Source organism: Kocuria sp. ICS0012 (genome assembly GCF_001665945.1).
GTDB classification, from domain to species: Bacteria; Actinomycetota; Actinomycetes; order Actinomycetales; family Micrococcaceae; genus Kocuria; species Kocuria marina.
In genome coordinates this window covers 16,240-36,974 of record NZ_LZMM01000063.1, presented here as the reverse complement: position 1 = coordinate 36,974, position 20,735 = coordinate 16,240, and the positions used below count along the sequence as shown (strand labels likewise).

The 20,735-nt window shown below is 68.7% G+C and carries 16 protein-coding genes and 1 pseudogene; 9 read left to right on the top strand and 8 right to left on the bottom strand.

The features are described from left to right. Nucleotides 1-178: 178 nt before the first annotated feature. Nucleotides 179-967 (top strand): IclR family transcriptional regulator, encoded by a 789-nt coding sequence (locus A5728_RS10420; RefSeq protein WP_064846970.1) that lies wholly within the window; start codon nt 179-181, stop codon nt 965-967. Between the two features lie 419 nt (nt 968-1,386). On the opposite strand, the pseudogene A5728_RS10415 reads toward A5728_RS10420, so the two are convergent. Together A5728_RS10415 and A5728_RS10410 are read right to left on the bottom strand one after the other, a co-directional pair. Then, a pseudogene (locus tag A5728_RS10415) lies at nt 1,387-1,602 on the bottom strand (ISL3 family transposase); the annotation flags it as partial. Between the two features lie 300 nt (nt 1,603-1,902). Further along, nucleotides 1,903-3,462: an AbgT family transporter gene (locus A5728_RS10410; protein WP_064846968.1), complete on the bottom strand. Its 1,560-nt coding sequence runs from the start codon at nt 3,460-3,462 to the stop codon at nt 1,903-1,905. Between the two features lie 287 nt (nt 3,463-3,749). Between A5728_RS10410 and A5728_RS10405 the strand changes: the two genes are divergently transcribed. Continuing rightward, nucleotides 3,750-5,180: an amino acid permease gene (locus tag A5728_RS10405; protein ID WP_064846967.1), complete on the top strand. Its 1,431-nt coding sequence runs from the start codon at nt 3,750-3,752 to the stop codon at nt 5,178-5,180. A 6-nt stretch (nt 5,181-5,186) separates the two neighbouring features. On the opposite strand, the gene A5728_RS10400 is transcribed toward A5728_RS10405, so the two are convergent. After that, entirely contained in the window at nt 5,187-7,544 is a 2,358-nt protein-coding gene (locus tag A5728_RS10400; protein WP_064846966.1) for an AAA family ATPase, read from the bottom strand. A 162-nt stretch (nt 7,545-7,706) separates the two neighbouring features. On the opposite strand from A5728_RS10400, the gene A5728_RS14255 reads away from it, so the two are divergent. From A5728_RS14255 to nadC, 5 genes are all read left to right on the top strand, one after another. Next, a complete protein-coding gene (locus A5728_RS14255; RefSeq protein ID WP_156523445.1) occupies nt 7,707-8,123 on the top strand; it encodes a hypothetical protein in 417 nt (138 codons plus the stop codon). A 101-nt stretch (nt 8,124-8,224) separates the two neighbouring features. Next, nucleotides 8,225-8,932, top strand: a complete 708-nt coding sequence (locus A5728_RS10395) for an NUDIX domain-containing protein (RefSeq protein WP_064846965.1) — start codon at nt 8,225-8,227, stop codon at nt 8,930-8,932. After that, entirely contained in the window at nt 8,929-10,260 is a 1,332-nt protein-coding gene (nadA, locus tag A5728_RS10390) for a quinolinate synthase NadA (RefSeq protein WP_064846964.1), read from the top strand. Before A5728_RS10395 ends, nadA begins: the two co-directional genes overlap by 4 nt. A 3-nt stretch (nt 10,261-10,263) precedes the next feature. Next, on the top strand, nt 10,264-12,042 hold the full coding sequence (locus A5728_RS10385; RefSeq protein ID WP_064846963.1) for an L-aspartate oxidase: 1,779 nt from the start codon (nt 10,264-10,266) through the stop codon (nt 12,040-12,042). Further along, a complete protein-coding gene (gene nadC / locus A5728_RS10380; RefSeq protein ID WP_064846962.1) occupies nt 12,020-12,919 on the top strand; it encodes a carboxylating nicotinate-nucleotide diphosphorylase in 900 nt (299 codons plus the stop codon). The genes A5728_RS10385 and nadC overlap by 23 nt, the downstream gene beginning before the upstream one ends. Here the strand turns inward: nadC and A5728_RS10375 are convergent. After that, on the bottom strand, nt 12,916-13,248 hold the full coding sequence (locus A5728_RS10375; RefSeq protein WP_064846961.1) for a cupin domain-containing protein: 333 nt from the start codon (nt 13,246-13,248) through the stop codon (nt 12,916-12,918). The genes nadC and A5728_RS10375 overlap by 4 nt on opposite strands. A gap of 71 nt (nt 13,249-13,319) precedes the next feature. On the opposite strand from A5728_RS10375, the gene A5728_RS10370 reads away from it, so the two are divergent. After that, nucleotides 13,320-14,759 (top strand): cysteine desulfurase family protein, encoded by a 1,440-nt coding sequence (locus A5728_RS10370; RefSeq protein WP_082943407.1) that lies wholly within the window; start codon nt 13,320-13,322, stop codon nt 14,757-14,759. Nucleotides 14,760-14,868: 109 nt separating this feature from the next. Here A5728_RS10370 and A5728_RS10365 read toward each other — a convergent pair whose 3' ends face one another. Continuing rightward, a complete protein-coding gene (locus tag A5728_RS10365) occupies nt 14,869-15,846 on the bottom strand; it encodes a D-glycerate dehydrogenase (protein WP_064846959.1) in 978 nt (325 codons plus the stop codon). Between the two features lie 179 nt (nt 15,847-16,025). Beyond that, a complete protein-coding gene (locus A5728_RS10360; RefSeq protein ID WP_035962724.1) occupies nt 16,026-16,646 on the bottom strand; it encodes a superoxide dismutase in 621 nt (206 codons plus the stop codon). Between the two features lie 162 nt (nt 16,647-16,808). Between A5728_RS10360 and A5728_RS10355 the strand changes: the two genes are divergently transcribed. Beyond that, nucleotides 16,809-17,465 (top strand): N-acetyltransferase, encoded by a 657-nt coding sequence (locus A5728_RS10355; RefSeq protein ID WP_064846958.1) that lies wholly within the window; start codon nt 16,809-16,811, stop codon nt 17,463-17,465. An 87-nt stretch (nt 17,466-17,552) separates the two neighbouring features. Here the strand turns inward: A5728_RS10355 and A5728_RS10350 are convergent, their stop codons facing one another. Beyond that, on the bottom strand, nt 17,553-18,161 hold the full coding sequence (locus A5728_RS10350) for a hypothetical protein (RefSeq protein WP_064846957.1): 609 nt from the start codon (nt 18,159-18,161) through the stop codon (nt 17,553-17,555). A 415-nt stretch (nt 18,162-18,576) separates the two neighbouring features. Beyond that, entirely contained in the window at nt 18,577-20,541 is a 1,965-nt protein-coding gene (locus tag A5728_RS10345; RefSeq protein ID WP_064846956.1) for an alpha-amylase family protein, read from the bottom strand. Nucleotides 20,542-20,735: the final 194 nt, after the last annotated feature.

Sequence of the window (20,735 nt, the reverse complement as noted above, 5' to 3'; positions counted from 1 at the left end):
CCCCCCCCCCCCCCCCCCCCCCCCCCCCCCCCCCCCCCCCCCCCCCCCCCCCCCCGCCCCCCCCCCCCCCCCCCCCGGCGGGGGGCGGGCCCCCCCCCCCCCCCCCCCCGGCCCCCCACCCGTGTCACCACCGAGCACCCCGGCCCGGTGGACAACCCCTCGGAAGGACGAAACACCGATGAGCGCAACATCCCAGCAACCGGGGCGACCGCAGGGCAATTCGGTGATCGACCACGCCCTGGCCGTCCTGCGCTGCTTCTCGGCGGAGGAACCCCTGCTGGGGGTCACCGAGATCGCGAGCCGGGTGGGCCTGCACAAGTCCTCGGTGTCCCGGATCCTCGCCACCCTGGAGAACTCGGACGTGGTCGAGCGGGATCCTGTGTCCCGCCAGTTCCGCCTGGGGATGGGGCTGATTACGGTGTCCGGTCCGTTGCTGGCCACTATGGACGTTCGGCGCGTAGCCTACCCGCACATGCAGGAGCTCACAGCGCAGACCGGGGAGACCACTGCCCTGCTGCTGTGGAACGGCTTCGAGGCGGTGTGCGTGGAACAATTGCCGAGCCCGCATTCGATCAAGCACACCTCCCCTCTGGGCACCCGGTACAACACCGCATACAGCTCATCCGTCCAGCTGTTCCTCTCCGACCACCCCGAACCGCGTATCCGGTCTCTGGTCACGTCGGGCGCCATAGAGCTACCCGTCCAGGACGAACCCCATGTGGCGAACTACCTGCGGAAACTGGCGGAGGTCCGCCTCTCGGGCGTGGCCCTCAACTACGGCAAGACCTCCGTGGACGAGGTGGGCATTTGCGCCGGGATCCGGGACCACCGGGGCGATCTGGTGGCCGGTCTCATGGTCGCTGCGCCACGCTTCCGCGTAGGTGAGGAACAGGCGCGGCACATCTGCCATGCGGCCAGTCTTGTGGCCACGGAGATTTCCCGCCGCATGGGCCATACCGGCGCCTGACCGGCGGATCGATTATTTACCCGCGTCCCGCAGCTCAAGTCAATCCCAGGTGACTGAACCCTTGCGGAAAATTACCCGCCATCCTGTGGGCGGCTACGTCGTACTCTTCGACCAGAAGGCCCAATTCCGATAAGGACCCCACCGGAGTGCGCGCGGGTTCCTAAGCTCTCTCCAAGCGACCCGAACGCGCGTACCGCTCCGTGAACCAGAAGGCACGAACCATGAATGGGTATTCGTGCCTTTTCAGGCCGCCCATGGAACCGTCGGAGCCAAAAATGGGTAATGCTAAATGTTGTGGGGCATGAACGGGCTCTCTTGCTGCGGACGGACGGTGTAGGAACTAACATCGTGTGGCGAGGAGCCCGCTCCTCATCTCAGTGGCACATCCACGGCGAATACCTCATGCCCCACAACAACTAGACCGCGTCGTTCGCGGCGTTCCACGACACTCCCAGACCCTCGGCGACCCTGGCGAACGTCAGGTGCTCACACACGTCGACTACCAGAGGCCACCGCAGCCCCCAGCGCGAGAGCATGGCCCACGGCTGCGCTGCAACGCCGCAGTCCTGACGCCATTCGTGCCCGCCCCCGGTGCACCGGTACCGGCGCAGCAGCACCTCCAACATAGTCAGACGGGACTACTGCTTGAATAGCTCCCTGACCTATCCATGCAGCAGTTCCCCGGATAGGGGTATAGAACTGCGAAGAATACGCAAACTAGGACACCCCTCAGCATGGTATCGCTCCTTTCGGTCAGTGCATCGATATACGGCCCTCCATTGAATGGCGTGCACGGTTGAAGAACTTTTTCTCAAAGGAGGGGGTGTCAGCACGAAAGGCCACCTCTGCCCCGGGAGGTGCCCAGCTGTCTCTCCAGCAGTCCGTCCGCCCAGAGACCGCCCAGCAACTCAGACGGTCCCGCGGGCACCGTGGCCTCAGAGGTCCTGCGGGCCCAGCGGCAGACCCAGCAGGTACCACACGATGAACAGCAGGAACCAGCCGATGAGCATGGCGATCGAGACCGGCAGCACCAGGGAGATGAGCGTGCCCACGCCCGCTTCCTTCTGGTAGCGGCGCAGGTACCCGAGGACCAGGGCGAAGTACGGGCTCACGGGGCTGATCACATTGGTGGGGGAATCCCCGATCCGGAACAACGCCTGGGTCATCTCCGGTGAGACGTCGAGCAGCATGAGCATGGGCACCATCACCGGGGCCAGCAGGGTCCACTGCGCCGAGCCCGAGGTGATGAGCAGGTTCATCACGGCCACGATCGCCACGATCCCGGTGAACGTGAGGATGGGGTGCAGTCCCAGCGAGCCGATGAAGTCCGCGCCGTAGATCGCCAGGACGGGACCGATCCCGGACCACTGGAAGTACGCGGTGAACTGGGCCGCGGCGAAGAACAGCACCAGCACGGGGGTCACGGTGGTCAGTCCCGTGGCCATGGCCTCGGGGATCTGTCGCGCCTCGGTCATGGTCCCGGCGGCCCGTCCGTAGATCCAGCCGACGACGGCGAACATCACCGCGATCACGATGCCCACGTTGAGCAGCAGCGGGGACATCAGCACGGAACCGTCCTCCGCGCGCAGAGGTGAGCCGGGGATCAGCAGGACCGCGAGATAGATCACGATCATGATCGCGAACGCGATGCCGGCGTTACGCAGACCCCGCTTCTCGCGGGGCTTCAGGCGCATGTCCTCAAAGTCCCCCATGTTCTGCTGCTTGGTATCCGTGTCCTCCTCGAGCGCCGCACCGCGTTTGGCGAGCACGGTCTCCGTGACCAGGGTGATGATCGCCGCGAGCACGAGCGACGACACGAAGGTGAAGAAGTAATTGGAGACCGGGGTGACGATCACGCTGTCGTCGATCAGCCCCGCGGCGGCGGTGGTGATGCCACCCAGGAGGGCGTCCGACGCCGTCGGCAACAGGGACGCGTTGAAGCCCGCCGCGACCGAGCAGAACGCCACCACGAGCCCCACGACCGGGGACCGGCCGGCGGCCTTGAACGCGAGCGCACCCAGGGGGATCAGCACCACGTACATCGCGTCCGAGGCGATGGACCCCGTGATGCCCGTGAGTGCCAGGACGAAGGTCAGCCACTTGGGACCCACGCGGGACACCGAGCCGCGCAGCGCCGCGGAGAGCATTCCGGACTGTTCGGCCACGGCCACGCCCAACAGGATCACGACCACGAGCCCCAGGGGCGGGAACTCCACGAAGTTCGTGACCGCTTCCGCGACCATCTTGCGCAGCCCGTCCGGGGCCAACAGATTGGTGACCGCCACCGTCTCGCCCGTGGCGGGGTTGACCGCGCTGAGTCCCACGGCGGAGAGGATCCAGCTGAGCAGGATCACGACCCCCGCGAGCAGGAGGAACAGCCAGAACGGGTCGGGAAGCTTGTTGCCCACCCACTCGATCCAGTTCAGGACCCGGAGCAGGCCACCGGTCCCCTTCTGTGTGCCGTGCGAGCGGGCACGGGGCGTGGACGAGGACATCTCTGGTTCCGTTCTGCCGGCGGAGTCTGCTGCGCCCAACGTACGCAACCGCGGGGCCATGACACGTGATTACGGCGCAGCGGTGGTGATGTGGCGCACCTTTGTCACCGATACACCGGCGTCCTGTTCCGCCGGCGCACCTGCATCCTGGCATGCACCCCGTTCATTCTCGCCCCACGAGCCGGGGCGGGTACGCGCCCGGTGTAATCTCCTAGAGGCCCGGATCCGGCCGCCCCTGGTGTGCGGCGCCCCGGCCGCCACCTGGAAACCCTGGAGAAGGACCGCCCGTGAGCGAATTCCCCGCCGCCCTCAAACGCGGACTGACCGTGCGCCACGTCCGCTTCATGGCCCTCGGCTCGGCGATCGGGACGGGGCTGTTCTACGGCTCGGCCTCGGCCATCCAGACCGCGGGCCCCGCGGTGCTGTTCGCGTACATCGTGGGCGGGGCCGTGGTGTTCCTGGTGATGCGTGCGCTCGGTGAGATGGCCGTGCTCCACCCCGTCTCGGGGTCCTTCGGTCAGTACGCCGGCCGCTACCTGGGTCCCCTGGCCGGTTTCATCACAGGGTGGACGTTCGTGTTCGAGATGGCGATCGTGGCCCTCGCGGACGTCACGGCGTTCGGCATCTACATGCAGTTCTGGTTCCCGGACACACCCCAGTGGATCTGGGTGCTGGCCATCGTGCTGCTGATCACCGGGCTGAACCTTCTCAACGTCAAGGTCTTCGGTGAGCTGGAGTTCTGGCTCTCGGTCGTGAAGGTCACGGCCATCATCCTCATGATCGTGAGCGGTTTCGCGATCCTGCTCTTCGGCTTCGCCGTCCCCTCCGACACCCCGCCCGGGCTGCACAACCTGGTGGATCACGGCGGTCTCTTCCCCAACGGGTTCACCAGTCTGCTGCTGTCCTTCTCCGTGGTGATGTTCGCGTTCGGCGGGATCGAGACCATCGGCATCACCGCCGGTGAGGCCCGGATCCCCGCCAAGACCATCCCCGCCGCGATCAACACGGTGCCCGTGCGGATCCTGCTGTTCTACGTGCTGACCCTGTTCGTGCTCATGAGCCTCTTCCCGTGGAACGAGGTCACCGGCGAGGTCAGCCCCTTCGTGCAGATCTTCGACTCCCTGGGCATCCCGTTCGCACCCCACATCCTCAACGCGGTGATCATCACCGCGGCGATCTCGGCGATCAACTCGGACATCTTCGGTTCCGGGCGCATGGTCTACGGGCTCGCGCAGCAGGGTCACGCACCGCGCGCGTTCACCCATGTGGGCCGCAGCGGCGTGCCCACCCTCACCGTGGCGCTCATGGCCGTGGTGCTGTTGATCGGTGTGGTGCTCAACGCGGTGATCCCGGAGAACGTGTTCCTGATCATCGCGTCCCTGGCCACGTTCGCGACCGTGTGGGTGTGGATCATGATCCTGGTCTCCCACCTGGGCATGTCCCGTGAGCGCGCCCGCGCCGGCGCCCCGCGCAGTTCCTACCCCCTGCCCGGCGGTCGCGTGAGCACGTACGCGGCCCTCGCGTTCATGGCGTTCGTGATCGTGCTGCTCGCCTTCACCCCGGACACCCGCATCGCCCTGAGCGCCGGGCTCGCGTGGCTCGTCATCATGACGGCGGTGTTCTTCGCGTTCGTGCGCGGCAAGGGTCGCGAGCGCACCGTCCTGCCTGACGACGCCGCTGCGGTCACCCCGGGTCCCGTGGCCACCGGTTCCAGGTAACCCGGTTCAGCCGGCCGGGTCGATCAGTGGGCGGATCACCACGCCCGCTTCCGCGGCCGACTCCGGTCCGGCGGAGGCGGGCTCACCCCGCCACCACGCCGTGAACTCCCGGGCGGTGAACACCGGCTTGCCCCACTTCGCGGCGTTCTTGGCCTTGTTCGACTGCGAGCCGTCCTCCGCGGTGACCAGGACGTCGCAGCGGGTCTTGGTCACGTTTGCCACCGGCTGCAGCCCACGCTCCACGGCCATGTCCTCGAGGTCCTCCCGGTAGACCTCCCGCCCGTCGGGGCCGATCACCGTTCCGGTGAAACAGATCCGCGCACCCGGCACCAGGACCGCCTCGATCCCCTGAGCCGCATCGGCCGACCCGTCCAGGATGTACTCACCCGTGTGCTCCTCCACGGCGCGCACCACCGCGAGGCTCTGCGCGGAGAGCCGCCCGCGCTCCCCGGCCTCCCGCAACTTCTCGGCGAGTACCGCACCCGGGTGCCCCGCGGTATCCGCACTGCACCGCACGGTGAACCCGGTGACACCGTCCGGCCGGGGCATGAGATAGCCCGACCGGTCCTGAGCTTCGGGGAACGGATCGGCCAGCCCCTCCGTGACGCCCGACGAAGCCGCGATCTCACGCACCGCACGGGCCCGTTCGAGCGCCGTCGCCGCCCCGAGACCGCGGCGCTGCTGGGCGGAGACCCGCCCCGCGGCGACGTCGTACCCCAGGGGCATGTGCGTGACGTACCCCGTGCGTTTGAGCTCGTGATCGAGGTACCCGAGCTGGCGGTCGATGTCCGCGCCCACGGGCACGCGACCCGCGAGGTGCGGGGCGAGCGCGGCCCACGCGTCCGTGAGCAGGGGCGCGAGCTGGACCTGGCCCGCGGTGATCCCGTATGCGCTGCGCGCGTCCCCCATGTCCCGCGTGGGGTTGACCAGGGTGCTCAGCTCCAGGCCGTCGTCCGTGACCAGGGCGAGCTCCACGGGCCGGGGCCTCCAGCGCTCGCCCACGTCCCCCACGTTGCAGATGCCCAGGTACACGTTGCCCTTGCTCGTGTCCGCGTCCCGGGACCCCGAGCGCAGGAAGCGGCGAATGCGCTGATCGACCTTGAGATCGCGCGGCAACACGTTGCGCCGCAGCACGAGCCCCTCGAAGGACGTGCAGCGACTCAGCGCCACGTACAACTGGCCGTCGGCGAACGTGCCCCCGGTCAGGTCCACCACCACGTTGTCGAGCGTCTGCCCCTGGCTCTTGTGGATGGTCACCGCCCAGGCAAGGCGGAACGGCAGCTGCGTGTACGTCCCGATCACGTCGTGGCGCAGCGTTCCGTGTTCGACGGCGGGCCGCGTCACCTCCCACAGGTTGGGTTCGACCTTGGCCAGGTGACCGTCGGGGAGCTCGATGTACACGATGAGCTCGCCGTCCTCCCAGAAGTGCTCGGCCACCTTGGCGATCGTGCCGTTGACCCACCGGTCGGAGGGATCGTTGGTGAGCATCATGACCTGCGCGCCGCGTTTGAACACGAGCTCCCGGTCCACGGGGATCTCGAACCCGTCCAGCTGCCCCGTGAGGATCGCGGAGTGGTGCACGGCCGGCTCGGGGATCTGCTCGAGCATCCCGCGGTTGCGGGACGTGGCCATCCGGTTGGTCGTGGTCAGGGTCAGCCAGAACTCGTCGATGGGCGGGGTGAAGTCCGGGTCGGTGCGGGCGTTGAGCTCCCGGCGGGCCTCCTCGAGCAGCGCACCCTCCCGCACGGCATTGAGGATGTCCACGAGACGGTCGTCCCCGAGCTGACGGAACACTGTGGTCAGTTCCACCGTGGCGAAGTCGTCCCGGTGGTAGGTGTCCGCGGAGAAGAAGTACGGGGTGGAGTAGCGGGTCGCGAAGTACTCGCGTTCGTGATCGGTGACCACGGGCGGCAACTGGTAGAGGTCCCCCACCAACACCAGCTGCACACCGCCGTACTTGCGCCCGGGTTTGGGGCCGAAACGTTCCAGGGCGGCCACGAGGCAGTCGAAAAGATCCGCCCGGACCATGGACGCCTCGTCCACGATCAGCGTGTGCAACTCGCGCAGGGTGGCCGCGAACCGGCCGGGGTAGTACCGCCCGCGCCGCACCTCCTCCGGGGACATCCCCGGGGCCAACGAGAGCAACCGGTGGATCGTGTACCCGCCCACGTTCAACGCCGCGATACCCGTGGGTGCCACGACCACCACGTTGCGCCGGGTGTGGGCCATGAACTCCCGGATCAGGGTGGACTTACCGGTCCCGGCCTTGCCCGTGAGGAACACGCTCTCCCCGTGGTGCAGCCGCTGCAGGGCCTCCCGGAACTCGCCGGTGAGAACCAGCTCGGAGGGATTGGTCGCGTTCACCCGGGCATATCCTTTCCATGCGGCGGTGCACGTGTGACCCTACCGCGCCCACCGCGGGGTCCGGCCTCCCCGCCCTGAATGAGGCTGACCAGCGGCACCCACCATCAGCAACACCCACCACCGGCCGCATCCACCACCCGCGAGTCCGAGGACGGTCCACCCGTGAGCACCCAGCACACATCCCAGTCCCACGGCCCCGGGACGGACGTGCTCGCCGAGGACTTCGCGGCACGGATCACCGCCGCCGTGGTGGCCAACGGCGGAACGGTTGCCGAAGCAGTCCGCTGCGGTCGCGAGATCCTCTCCAGGGCCGGCGTCGAACACTCGGACCTGGACGCCAGCTACGCCGCGGTGGGGCCACCTCCAACGCGACGGACTCGACGGCCGTGGGGGACGACGGCAACCGCGACGGCACACGGTAGCAGGCATCCCGAGCGTTCGACCCCTCGCACCGACGGCGTCGGCGACGGCGCACGGCAAGCCGGGCCCGCCGACACGCTCCCGCACCCCGACGGTCTCCTGGCATCCCCGGGGAACGGGACCCTCGCTCGGTGGACCGCCCTGCTCCCTGCTGGGTGAAGCATCCCGTCGCACTTATGGTCATAACGACTTTAGCACGTTAGAGTCATCTTGACACTAACGATTCGGCCCCGCGGGGCGTCGAAGACCGGGGAGCCGCCATGACCGATCAGCGCGTGCTGCTGGCCGTGTCCACGGTGATCTTCACGGTCCGCCCCACGGGCGAGAACAGTGCCCACGAGCTGTGGTTACCCCTGGTCCGCCGGATTCGCGATCCCTACCGCGGCATGTGGGCTTTGCCGGGCGGTCCATTGCGATCCACTGAAGATCTCGAGGACTCCGCCCTGCGCAGCCTCACCCTGACCACCGGGCTGGCCCCCACCCACCTGGAACAACTGGCCACGTTCGGCGGGCTGACCCGCTCCGCCGGGGCCGAAGAACGCCAGGTCACCGTGGTCTACTGGGCCTCCCTCCCGCCGCACGAGGCCGCAATGGGCGAGAACGACCTCAACGTCACGTGGCTGCGCGCCACCGACCTGCCGGACCTCGCGTTCGACCACTCACTCATCGTGGCCCACGCCCTGGAACACCTGCGCGGTCGCATCGCCGAGCCAACCGTGGCCCGGGCGTTCCTGCCGGAGACGTTCACGATCGCGGCCCTGCGCGAGGTGCACGAAGCCATCATCAGCAAAGCCCTGGATCCCTCCAATTTCCGGCGCCACGTCCTGTCCTCCGGCCAGCTCCGAGACACCGGCGAGCGCCTCGCCGGCGCCCGGCACCGTCCTCCCACGCTGTACCGCTTCGCGGCGGCCGAACCGCCCGGACTCTTCCGCCCATCCCCGTCAGACCGTACCGAGGAGACCCCATGACCTCCGTGGCCACCCGACTCACGCTGCTACCCACCCGCCCATCCGGCACCGCGGCGACCCTTGAGGGCGGTTCGTGCAACGCCGCTCTCACCCAGGACCCGTGGGAGTTCCCCGCCCCGCTCTCGGCGGGTTACGGCCCGGGTGCTTCCCAGGACGACGCCGCTCCGGCCGGCTCCCCCGCGCAGCCCACTATTCCGCAGCGCTACCGGGATGCCTCCCCCGAGGAACTGGACGCCATGATCACGGCGGCCAAGAAGACTCTGGGTGAGCGCGCCGTCGTCATGGGGCACTTCTACCAGCGGGACGAAGTGGTCAACCACGCGGACTTCATCGGTGATTCGTTCCAGCTCGCGCAGCAGGCCAAGGCGCACCCGGAGGCGGAAGCCATCGTGTTCTGCGGTGTGCACTTCATGGCCGAGACGGCGGACATCCTCTCCCGGGGCGGCCAGTCCGTGATCCTTCCCAATCCCGCTGCGGGGTGCTCCATGGCGGACATGGCGGACGCGGATTCCGTGGAGGAGTGCTGGGCGGATCTCATGGACGTGTTCGGCCCCCACGCCACGGACGCCCACGGCCGGACGATCATGGGCGAGGACGGCGAGCCGCTCGCCTCCGTGATCCCCGTGACCTACATGAACTCGTCCGCCGCGCTCAAGGCGTTCTGCGGTCGCAACGGCGGAATCGTGTGCACGTCCTCGAACGCGCGGACCGTGCTGGACTGGGCCTTCGGTCGCGGCCAGCGCGTGCTGTTCTTCCCGGACCAGCACCTGGGTCGCAACACCGCCAAGGCCATGGGTGTGCCGCTGGAGCACATGCCCCTGTGGGATCCCCGCAGGGAGCTGGGCGGCAACACCGCGCAGGTCCTCCAGGATTCCCGCGTGATCCTGTGGCACGGCTTCTGCTCCGTCCACAAGCGCTTCACGGTGGGCCAGATCGAGAAGGCCCGCGCGGAATACCCCGGCTGCACCGTGATCGTGCACCCCGAGTCCCCCATGGAGGTCGTGGACGCCGCCGATTCCTCGGGCTCCACCGACCACATCCGCAAGGCCGTGGAGGCCGCGGAGCCGGGGCAGACGTTCGCGATCGGTACCGAGATCAACATGGTCAACCGTTTGGCCGCGGAGCATCCCGAGCACACGATCTTCTGCCTGGATCCCGTGATCTGCCCGTGCTCCACGATGTACCGCATCCACCCGGGCTACCTCGCGTGGGTCCTGGAGGAACTCGTGGCCGGTCGCGTGGTCAATCAGGTGTCCGTGGCCGAGGACGTCGCACGGGAGGCGTCCGTGGCTCTCGAACGCATGCTCGCCGCCGTCCCGAGGGCGTGAGTCATGACTGACGTCCTGGTCATCGGCACCGGGGTCGCCGGTCTCAGCGCGGCCTTGTCCGCGGCGGAGGCCGGTGCCCGCGTCACCGTGGTCACCAAGGCCGCACTCACCCACACCGCGACCGATCGCGCCCAAGGTGGGATGGCCGCGATGACCGGCTCCCTCCCCGGCGGAAACCCCGCGGATTCGGTACGGCTGCACGTCCAGGACACCCTGGTGGCCGGTGCGGGCTTGTGTGATCCGCTGGTGGTGCACGGGGTCGTCCGGGACTCCGCCGCGGCTGTTCGCGACCTCACAGACCACGGCGTCGCCTTCGACCACGTGGCCGGCCCCGACTCCCCGTGGGTGCAGGGCCTGGAGGCTGCGCACAGCATCTCGCGCATCCTGCATGCCGGGGGCGACGCCACGGGGCACGCGATCCAGGAGGCCCTGTCCGCTCGGTCACGCGAGATGGCCCACGGGGGACATATCCGTCTGCGCGAATACACCCTGGTCACGGACGTCATCGTGGTCGGTGACCGGGTCGTGGGCTGCACCGTCCGCCCGGTTCTCCACGGCGGAGAGCTGGGCGACGAGGAGTTCCTCCCCGCGGACCACGTGGTGCTCGCCACGGGCGGCGCGGGTCAGCTGTATCCGTGGACGACCAATCCCCAGGTGGCCACCGGGGACGGCATCGCACTGGCCCTGCGCGCCGGTGCCCAGGTGCGTGACCTGGAGTTCTTCCAATTCCACCCCACCGCAATGGCCGCTCCGGGTTCGTTCCTGATCTCCGAGGCGGTCCGCGGTGAGGGAGCGGTACTGCGCGATCAGCACGGCCACCGCTTCATGACCGATGTGGACCCCCGCGCGGAACTCGCCCCCCGGGACGTGGTGGCGCGCGCAGTCTTCGCGGCGCGCACGGCATCCGACGACGGCGCCGCATACCTGGACTGCTCCACGATCCCCGTCCCGTCCGGGCTGACCCGCGCCGAATTCCTGGCCCGCCGGTTCCCGTCCATCCACGCCGAACTCGCGAGGCGAGGCCTCGACTGGTCCACCGAGTGGGTCCCCGTGAGCCCCGCCGCGCACTACCTCATGGGTGGCATCGCCACCGATGCGCTGGGCCGCACCACTGTTCCCGGACTGTGGGCCGCCGGGGAATGTGCCCGCACCGGCATGCACGGGGCCAACCGCCTGGCCTCGAATTCCCTGCTGGAAGCCACGGTCCTCGGCCGCAGGATCGGCGAACTGCTCGCCGGTCCGGGGGAACCCGCGGACGCGTCGCCCGTGGCCCTCTGCAGCGAACCGGAGCCGCGCGTGCTCGATGAGGCAACGGCCCACGTCCAGCCCCGCCTGGCAGACCGAAACGACCCGCTGCTCAGCACCAGGCCGTATTCCACGGGAAGGGAACCGTCCTCGACGGACTCGGCCGTCGCCGAACCGTTCTCCCGCGCTGGCCTGCAGCAAGCCATGTGGCAGGGCGCCGGGGTGTTCCGCACCGCCGAGGGCCTCGAACGGGCGAAGGCGCGGCTGGACGGCTGGCTCGCGGCGTCGTCGTCGGACGAGGAGGATACGGCGGCGGCCCCTGGAACCCTGGCTGAAGCGGAGGACCGGAACCTCCTGACCGTGGGGCACGCGCTCGTATGCGCCTCGTTGGCTCGCACCGAATCCCGCGGAGCCCATCAGCGCGTGGACCACCCGGCCACCGACCCCCGCCTGGCCACGAGCACCGCATGGATCGCCTCCGGATCCGCAGCACCCACCCCCGAAAGGACAGACCATGCTGACTCGCTCAGCCGTTGAAGTCGTGATTCGTGCGAGCCTGGCCGAGGATGCGCCGTGGGGTGACATCACCTCCGAGCTCGTGATCCCTGCCGCGGCGACCGCCACCACCACGATCACCTCGCGGGAAGCAGGAATTTTTGCGGGAGAAGAGATCATCCGGACCGGCTTCGCCACGGCGGACTCGGGCCTGGAGGTCACGCTCCACGTATGCGATGGTGACCCGCTGACCCCCGGAACCGCCATCGCAACCATCACCGGCCCGGCGCGACCACTGCTGAGCGCCGAACGCAGCGTGCTGAACCTCGTGCAGCGGATGTCGGGGATCGCGACGCTCACCGCCCGGTACGTGGCCGAGGTCGAGAAGGCCGTGGCAGAGGTGGAACGCGCCAACAACCTGCCCGCCGGGACCATCACGCGCACCCGCGTGACCGACACCCGCAAGACCACCCCCGGACTACGAGCGCTGGAGAAGCACGCGGTGACGTGCGGCGGCGGCAACAATCATCGATTCGGCCTCTCGGACGCCGTGATGCTCAAGGACAACCACCTGGCCGTGCTCACCGCGGACGGTACCTCCGTGACCCACGCGCTGCGCGAACTGCGCAAGAAGCTGCCGCACACCACACACATTGAGGTGGAGGTGGACCGGCTCGATCAGATCGAGGACGTCCTGGCCGGCGGGGTGGACACCATCATGCTGGACAACTTCGCCCACTCGGACCTGATCAGCGGCGTGGCCGTGGTGGACGGTCGCGCCATCGTGGAGGCATCCGGTGGCATCACGCTGGAGACCATCGGCAGGGTGGCCTCCACCGGCGTGGACGTCATCTCCGTGGGCGCGCTCACCCATTCGGTGCGCGCATTGGACCTGGGTCTGGACGTGGCCGTGGACTAGCCCTTGTTCACGAGCGTCAGCAGCACCACGGAGTCCTCGTGCGCGTGCAGGGAGTGACGCTGCTGCGGGATCACGGCGTACTGGGCAGGACCGAGCTGCATGGATTCGTCGCCGGCGACGAGCTCCACCCGGCCCGTGATCACCTGGATCGTGGCCTCGCCCGGGTTCTCGTGTTCCTTGAGGTCCTGGCCCTCGGCCAGCGCGATCATGGTCTGCTGCAGCGTGTGCTCGCGGCCGCCGTTGAGGTGGTGGGCGGAACGCCCGCTGGACGCCTCGCGCGCCTCGGTGAGCATGTCCTGGGCAATGGTGGTCAGCGTGTTTTCTTCCATGGTCCATCTTTACAGTCCGGCTCATCGCCCGTCACGGGCACGAGATGTCCGTCATCACGAGAGGTCACATCATGATCTACCTGGATCACGCGGCGACCACCGCCCCGCGCCGCGAAGTGCTCGAGGCCATGTGGCCGTGGTTGACCGGCGGGTTCGGTAACGCGTCCAGTCATCACGAGCGCGGCCAGCGCGCCGCCCGCGCCCTCGAGGACGCCCGCCAGCGCGTTGCCGCGGTCCTCGGGGCCCGCCCGGGTGAGATCATCTTCACCTCCGGCGGCACCGAGGCGGACAACCTGGCGGTCAAGGGCATCGCCCTGGCCCGCCAGGAACGGCAGCCTTCGCGTCACCGCCTGCTGGTCAGCGCCATCGAGCACGACGCCGTCCTGGAATCCGCCCGCGCACTCGCCCGGCATGACGGTTTCGAGACGCTCGAACTGCCCGTCGATCCCTCCGGTGCGCTCTCCCCCGACACCTTCCGCGCCGCCCTCGTGTCCGACGACGACGCCGCTCGCACCCTCCCCGACCGTGCCGCCCCCTCCCGCGGCGTCGCCTCCCATGCCCCTCCCGGGAGCAGCGGCGCCTCCGATCCGACCACCGTGGCCGTGGCGTCGGTGATGCTCGCCAACAACGAGGTGGGGACCGTCCAGGACATCCGCGCCCTGGCGGAGATCGCGGCGGAGTACGGGGTTCCACTGCACACGGACGCCGTGCAAGCGGCCGGCACTCTGCCGCTGAACGTCGAAGACCTGGGAGTGGCCGCGCTGACGCTGGCGGGACACAAGATCGGCACGCCGCCAGGGATCGGACTGCTGTGGCTCAAGCGCGGCACCCCGCTGCGCCCGCTGCTGAACGGTGGCGGTCACGAGCGCGGGCGCCGCTCGGGAACCTCCACCGTGGCCGGCGCCGTGAGCCTGGCGGTGGCGCTGGAGCTGGCCGAGCGAGAACGGGTGGCCTACGCGGCCCGCTCGACAGCCCTGCGTGACCGACTGATCTCGGGCATCCTGAACTCCGTACCGGACGCAATCCTGACCGGCCAGGATCCTCGGAACGTTGTGGGCGGCCTCGGCAATGGCGGTGCCACCCCGGCCGCTCCGGACGGCCCGGCTGCGTCCGCGGACCCGGCCGTTTCCGTCGACCCGCCAGCCTCGATCACCTCCGAGGGCCTCATCCCGCCGGCCGGCCGTGCGACAGCAACCGTCGGAGCGACGTCGGGACGGAACGGGATCACGCGACTACCGACCAACGCGTCCTTCTGCTTCCCTGGCGTCAATGGCGAAACCGTCCTGGTGGACCTCCAGAACCTGGGGGTGCTCGTGTCCTCGGGCTCGGCGTGCGCGGCCGGTTCCAGCGAGCCCTCCCACGTGCTCACGGCCCTGGGGATCCCCGCGGAGCTCGCCACCACGTCGGTGCGGTTCAGCCTGGGCCGAGAGACGACCGAGGCCCACGTGGACAGCGCCGTCCGCGCCACCGCGCAAGTGATTGCCCACCTCCGCGGCGAGCACGCACTCTGACCGGTGTTTCCCACCCGCGGCCACACCGATGTCGGCGTGACGCAGGGCCGCGCTGCGGGCCGCTCGTCGTGAGCTCACGCTCCGCGCGACGCCCCGAGGGGGCGGGACGCTACGGCGTCACCTCGTACGGCGGCTTCTCACCGCGGGCCATGGCCACGGCGTTCTCCGCGGCCTTGCGAGCCATCCCCGCCCGTGAGCTCACTTCTGCGGAGCCCACGTGCGGCAGCAAGAACGCGTTGGGCAGATCGGCCAGCCCGGCCGCGAGCTCGGGTTCGTTCTCGAACACGTCCAGCCCGGCCGCGAAGATCTCCCCATCCCGCAGCGCCGAAACCAATGCATTTTCATCAACCACGGGGCCGCGGGCGGTGTTCACGAGCACCGCGGTGGACTTCATCCGCCGCAACACGTCCGCGTCGACCAGGTGCGTGGTGTCCTCGGTGAGCGGGACGTGCAGCGAGAGGTAGTCACTCGTCTCGACCAGTTCGTCCCACGGCACCTGGCGCACCCGCCCGGCCAGATCGTCCAGTTCGTCGTCGGAGACCGCGCGGTCCTCGGGCGGGCGCTGCGTGAAGATCACCGTCATGTCGAAACCCAGTGCCCTGCGGGCCACGGCCTTGCCGATCCTGCCCATGCCCGCAATCCCCAGGGTGGCCCCGGTGACGTCCTGACCGACCAGCAGTTTGGGTCCGATCCCCGTGAACTTCCCGTCCCGCAGGTACTCGGCGGCCTCGTGGGCACGCCGCGCGGCGCCGAGCAGGAGCAACATGGCGGTGTTGGCGGTCGCGTCATTGAGGACGTCCGGGGTGTTGCCCACGGCAATCCCGTGTTCGGCGGCCGCCGCGACGTCGATGTTGTTGTACCCCACCGCGTAGTTCGCGATCCCCCGGATCCGCGCCTCGCTCAGCAGCTCTGAGTCGAACCGGTCGGAGACCTGCGAGACCACCACGTCGTACTCGCCGCCGGTCACTGCCTCGCGCAGTTCGTCCGCGCTCATCCCGTCCCGGATCTCGACGTCGCCCGCGTCCTCCAGGATGGACGGCCCCGGTTCGGGGATCTCACGGGTGACCAGGAAACGCGGTGTCTTCATGAACTCTCCTCGGGTACGACACGCACCGACTCATGCGGCACGGACCGGGCGGGCGGGCGTGGGAGGTGGGGAGCGGCGTCGGCGGCGGCCGCCCGGAGGAACACGAAACCCCGCGCGGCCACGAGAACTGCCGTGCGGGGTTCCGAGGCACCCCGTGGGGTGCGGACTTCACATCCGGATCAGATGAGGGACTTGGCGCCGCCGCGAGCCTTCTCGAAGCGCTCGGCCACGTCCGCCCAGTTGACGATGTTCCAGAACGCCTTGACGTAGTCGGCCTTCACGTTCTGGTAGTCCAGGTAGAAGGCGTGCTCCCACATGTCCAGCTGCAGCAGCGGGATGGTGGCCACGGGCACACCGTTCTGCTGGTCGTACATCTGCTCGATCACCAGGTTGCCGGCGATGGGCTCGTACGCCAGGATGGCCCAGCCGGAGCCCTGGATGGTGGTGGCCACCGCGGTGAACTGGTCGCGGAAGGCGTCGAAGGAACCGAAGAAGTTGTCGATCGCCGCGGCGAGCTCACCCTCGGGCTTGTCGCCACCCTCCGGGGAGAGGTTCTTCCAGAAGATGGAGTGGTTAATGTGGCCGCCCAGGTTGAACTGGAGGTCCTTGGAGAGCTTGGCGGCACCGGCGGCGTCGCCGTTGGCGCGGGCCTCCTCCATCTTCTCGAGCGCGGTGTTGGCACCGGTCACGTAGGTGTTGTGGTGCTTGTCGTGGTGCAGCTGCATGATCTGGGCCGAGATGTGCGGCTCGAGCGCTGCGTAGTCATAGGGAAGATCGGGGAGAGTGAACTTTTCAGCCACGGTGAATCATCCTTCCTTTGCGGGTGCGTGATGCTTCAACTGTCCGTCGCTGCGGTTCGGCGGGTCAAGGACGTTCAGCCACTAGCGTATGTTTCACGGAGCCCGTCATCTTCCGTCACAACCGGTGCGTTGCCGCCCGGGCCGTGACCTATCCTCGGGCCCATGTCCACCCCCGATACCGCCCTGGAGGTCACCGCGACCGCGACCGGTTCCGGCGGCGCCACCGCGAGCGTCCACGCGCCGGGACGCGCCGCCGCCGCCGCCGCCCCGTTGGCGGCCCGAACCGGCGGGGGCGACCCCGCGGACCTCGAGATCGCGCGCGCGCAGGCTTCGCACGCGCAAGGCATCGTGAACCTGCGGGACCGTCTGGCGCGGTGGTTGCAGGGCCGGGGCATCGACCAGTGGCGCGAGGGCGAGTTCGACCCCGCCGAGGTGCGCCGCGAGATCGACCGCGGCGAGTGGTGGGTCGTGGAATCCCCGGTGCAGCCCGGCCTGATCCTGGCGAGCATCCGTGTGATCTGGGCGGATCCTGAGATCTGGGGCGAGCAGCCGGAGCCCGCCGGTTACACCCACGGGGTCGCGGTGGACCGCTCGCTCGCGGGCACCGGCACGGGTGCCCGGCTGATCCGCACCGCAGAACGGGTGATCGTCGAGTCCGGACGGAGCGTCTCCCGCCTGGACTGCGATGACGGCAACCCGGTGCTCAAGCGTTTCTACACGGGTCTGGGCTACACGCCCCGCGGTGCCGTGGATTTCACCGTCCCCCGGTTGGATTACCGGGTCACGGTCATGCGCATGGAGCGCCGCCTCAGCCCGTAATCCGGTGCCGACGGGCGCCGCGGGACACCCCCCGTTGGTCCCGGTGGCGTCCGCACAGCTCTCAGTAGTAAGCGCGTTTCAAGCGGTTCACGCGCGTTGCGCGCGTCGCCGCCCCGTGGCCTTGCGGTGCGTTCCCGCGTGCCTGCCGTGGGCAGCAGCCCGCACGCCGTGGCCGGTGCCGCGAGAGGGATGCTCGGTCGACGACGTTGCCAACTCCCCCGGCTGCCCCGCGGCCAGATCCCGCCGCATGCGTTCCAGCCCCTGGGCAAGTCGGCGGCGGGCCATCATCCGGGCCCACGGGCGCTTCCACCACAACCCCCCGCGCAGTCGGAAATCCGCGCGCAGCTGGACGGTCACCCCCGAGCTCGTGGGCTGCCACGCGTACTCCATGATCATGTCCGCGAACCCCTTGGTGGTGCGCAGCATGAGCGATTCACCGGGCACGCGGTCCGCGGCGATCATGACGTAGTCGAACGTGAACGGCCCCACCGGGGCGTCGAACTCGATCGCCGAGCCCACGTGCAGTTGATCGTCCGGGGACGTGGGCCACGTGACGTGGATCCCGAACCATCGGCCCATCCCCCTGGGCCTGCCCAGGGCCAGATCGAACTCCTGGGCGGTGACCGCCACGTCCTGCTCCACGAGCAGCGAGAATCCGTGGTCGGTGGAATCGACCTCGGAGATGCGAACAGACATGTTTCCCCCTTGGTGCGTGCTTCCCCCCATGGCGTTCGTCCCACCGAACACCAACTACACGCGAGTAATTTATGACGCTCAGTCTGATGCAAAGACGACAAGCCGTCACTCCGCTGGGGGAAGTGTGACGCGTCCACAAGAGGTGGAGAAAATTTATCCACAGGGGTGGAAAAGTCTGTGCACAATTCGAACACAGTTTCGACGCACACACCCTGGGCAGGCGCGGTAACGGCAGGAAACGACGCATGACCAGGGGAAATACCGAACAAGCGTCTGGCTAACCGGGTCGAATGACAGTCGTGTGACTTATCCACTCCTGTGGAGAAGCGTTGTGGATAACGCTCACTGTCCGCTTATCTGCGTTGAGTTACCCCCTTTTAGGGGGCAGTTATGTGACGCTGTGATTTCCGCGGTGTCAGGAGGCGGGAATCACGCGCAGCCACCGAAAACCGTGAGCCTCCACCAGGATCCCCCCGCGCAGGTCCACCCGCTCGTTCTCGTGCAGCATGGTCGCCGAGGGCAGGAAACCGCTCAGCGTCTCACCCGTGACGAACTGGGGCCAGTCGCTGAAGTTCGCCAGGCACAGCACCACGCTGTGCGCGCCGGGACGCTGATAGCCCAGGACATGGCGGTTGTGCGTGATGAACGGGATGAGCGCGGTGCCCTCGAACTCCGGGGTGGCACGGCGCACCGAGATCATCCCCCGGATCCCGCCGAAGATCCGCCCCTGCACCGAGAACAGGTCGTGGCGGCGTTCGTAGTCGTCGCGGGGGTAGCGCGGGCGATGGACCCAGCGGGCGTCGTCCGCGGCGTCCGGGTTTTCGTCCCAATGGACGTCGTTGCGCTGACCCACCTCGTCACCCAGGTAAAGCAGGGGGACTCCGCCGGTGCTCATGGCCAGCGAATGCGCCAGCAGGATCCGGTCCACGGCCGGACCCGGCTCGGTCTCCAGACCCAACAGGGACGCGGTGGTGCCGCAGATCCGGCAATCGCCCGTGCGGGGATTGCCCTGGAACGCCACGCCGTGCGCGAAGCTACCGGGGTGGCGCCCGGTGTAGAAGGCGTTAAGGAAGCGGCGGTGGTCGTGGCCATCGACACCCAGGCGAGCGGCGTCGTCGTCGGAGAACGTCCACCCGATGTCGTCATGGCCGCGCACGTAGTTGACCCACGCGGTGCCCGCTGGCGTCTCGTGACGTTCGGCGAGCGCGGCGGAGAGCAGGGAGACATCCCGGGTGGCCATGGCCTCCCATGTGAGGGCCATCTGCAGGGGGTTGTAGGACAGCGCACACTGGTCCGGGTGGACGTAGCGGATGACCTCGTCCGGGTGGACGATCGCCTCCGACTTGAACTCCACGGCCGGGGCGGCCAGGGCCGTAACGGCGTTGAACGCGCGCAGCAGATCGTGGACCTGTGGCTGGGACTCGCACGAGGTGCCGAGTTGCTTCCAGATGAACGCCACGGCGTCCAGGCGCAGCACCTGGGCCCCCTGGTTGGCCAGGAACAGCATTTCCGCGGCCATGGCGTGGAAGACGTGTGGGTTGGAGTAGTTGAGGTCCCACTGGAAGCGGTGGAACGTGGTCCATACCCACCGGGGATCCGGGTCGTAGGGGCTCGCGTCCCGTCCCGCCGGCGTGCTGTCCACGCGCGTGAACACCCCGGGGTGGTCATCCGGGAAGATCTCCCGCGCGGTGCGCTCGAACTCGTCCGGCACGGTGCGCTCCGAGTACATCCAGTAGAAGCGTTCGTAGAACGGGTCCCCGGCGGCCGCGGCCCGGGCCCACTCATGCTCGTTGGAGGTGTGGTTGAACACGAAGTCCAGCACCAGGGCGATCCCCTGGGCCCGCAGTTCGGCCGCCAGGTCCGCAAGCTCCGCCATGGTCCCCAGCTCCGGGTCCACCCGGCGGTAGGAGGACACCGCGTACCCCCCGTCCGAGTTGCCGGCGGGGCTCTCGTAGAGGGGCATGAGGTGCAGGTAGGTCAGCCCGAGTTCTTCGAAGTACGGGATCTTCTCCCGGATCCCCGCGAGGTCCCCGCCGTAGCGGTCCACGTAACACACCCCGCCCACGGCCTCCCGGGACGTGAACCACGGCAGTTGGTCCTCGCGGCGGCGGTCCAGGTCCTTGAGGTCCCGGGGGCGCTGCACATAGGCCTCCCACGCGGTGAGGACGGCGCGGGTCACGGTGTCCCAGATACCGAGCCCGGGTCCGTAGACCGCGTGCAAGGAGGTGATCAGACGGTCCAGCTGACGGCTGAGCCGACCAAGGAAGACGGTGCGTTCCTCGGGGGTCGCGCGCGTATCCAGCGCGAGATGCTCCCGCACCGATTCGAGTACGTGTTCGCGATCGGTGGTGTCCCGGGGGATCGAGGGTTCGGACAGCACGGGAATGCCTCCTCGGTTGACGCACGTCACGTGCGTGGGGAGTCATGGTGCCCGGGATCCCCCTTGATGCCGAGCTCGGATCGACCGCCTCCGCGTTCCCGCGGGCCGGTTGCGTCCAGGATACGGGCGCGGTTGCACTCGACGCTCAGGTGACGTCCGCGTGACTCGTCCCCGCACCCCGTATTCACCCCACA

Excerpts from the sequence above, each read along its gene's own strand:
- A5728_RS10420 (WP_064846970.1), top strand. The coding sequence starts at position 179 with ATGAGCGCAACATCCCAGCAACCGGGGCGACCGCAGGGCAATTCGGTG.
- A5728_RS10410 (WP_064846968.1), bottom strand. The coding sequence starts at position 3,462 with ATGTCCTCGTCCACGCCCCGTGCCCGCTCGCACGGCACACAGAAGGGG.
- A5728_RS10395 (WP_064846965.1), top strand. The coding sequence starts at position 8,225 with ATGACCGATCAGCGCGTGCTGCTGGCCGTGTCCACGGTGATCTTCACG.
- nadA (WP_064846964.1), top strand. The coding sequence starts at position 8,929 with ATGACCTCCGTGGCCACCCGACTCACGCTGCTACCCACCCGCCCATCC.
- A5728_RS10385 (WP_064846963.1), top strand. The coding sequence starts at position 10,264 with ATGACTGACGTCCTGGTCATCGGCACCGGGGTCGCCGGTCTCAGCGCG.
- nadC (WP_064846962.1), top strand. The coding sequence starts at position 12,020 with ATGCTGACTCGCTCAGCCGTTGAAGTCGTGATTCGTGCGAGCCTGGCC.
- A5728_RS10375 (WP_064846961.1), bottom strand. The coding sequence starts at position 13,248 with ATGGAAGAAAACACGCTGACCACCATTGCCCAGGACATGCTCACCGAG.
- A5728_RS10370 (WP_082943407.1), top strand. The coding sequence starts at position 13,320 with ATGATCTACCTGGATCACGCGGCGACCACCGCCCCGCGCCGCGAAGTG.
- A5728_RS10365 (WP_064846959.1), bottom strand. The coding sequence starts at position 15,846 with ATGAAGACACCGCGTTTCCTGGTCACCCGTGAGATCCCCGAACCGGGG.
- A5728_RS10355 (WP_064846958.1), top strand. The coding sequence starts at position 16,809 with ATGTCCACCCCCGATACCGCCCTGGAGGTCACCGCGACCGCGACCGGT.
- A5728_RS10350 (WP_064846957.1), bottom strand. The coding sequence starts at position 18,161 with ATGTCTGTTCGCATCTCCGAGGTCGATTCCACCGACCACGGATTCTCG.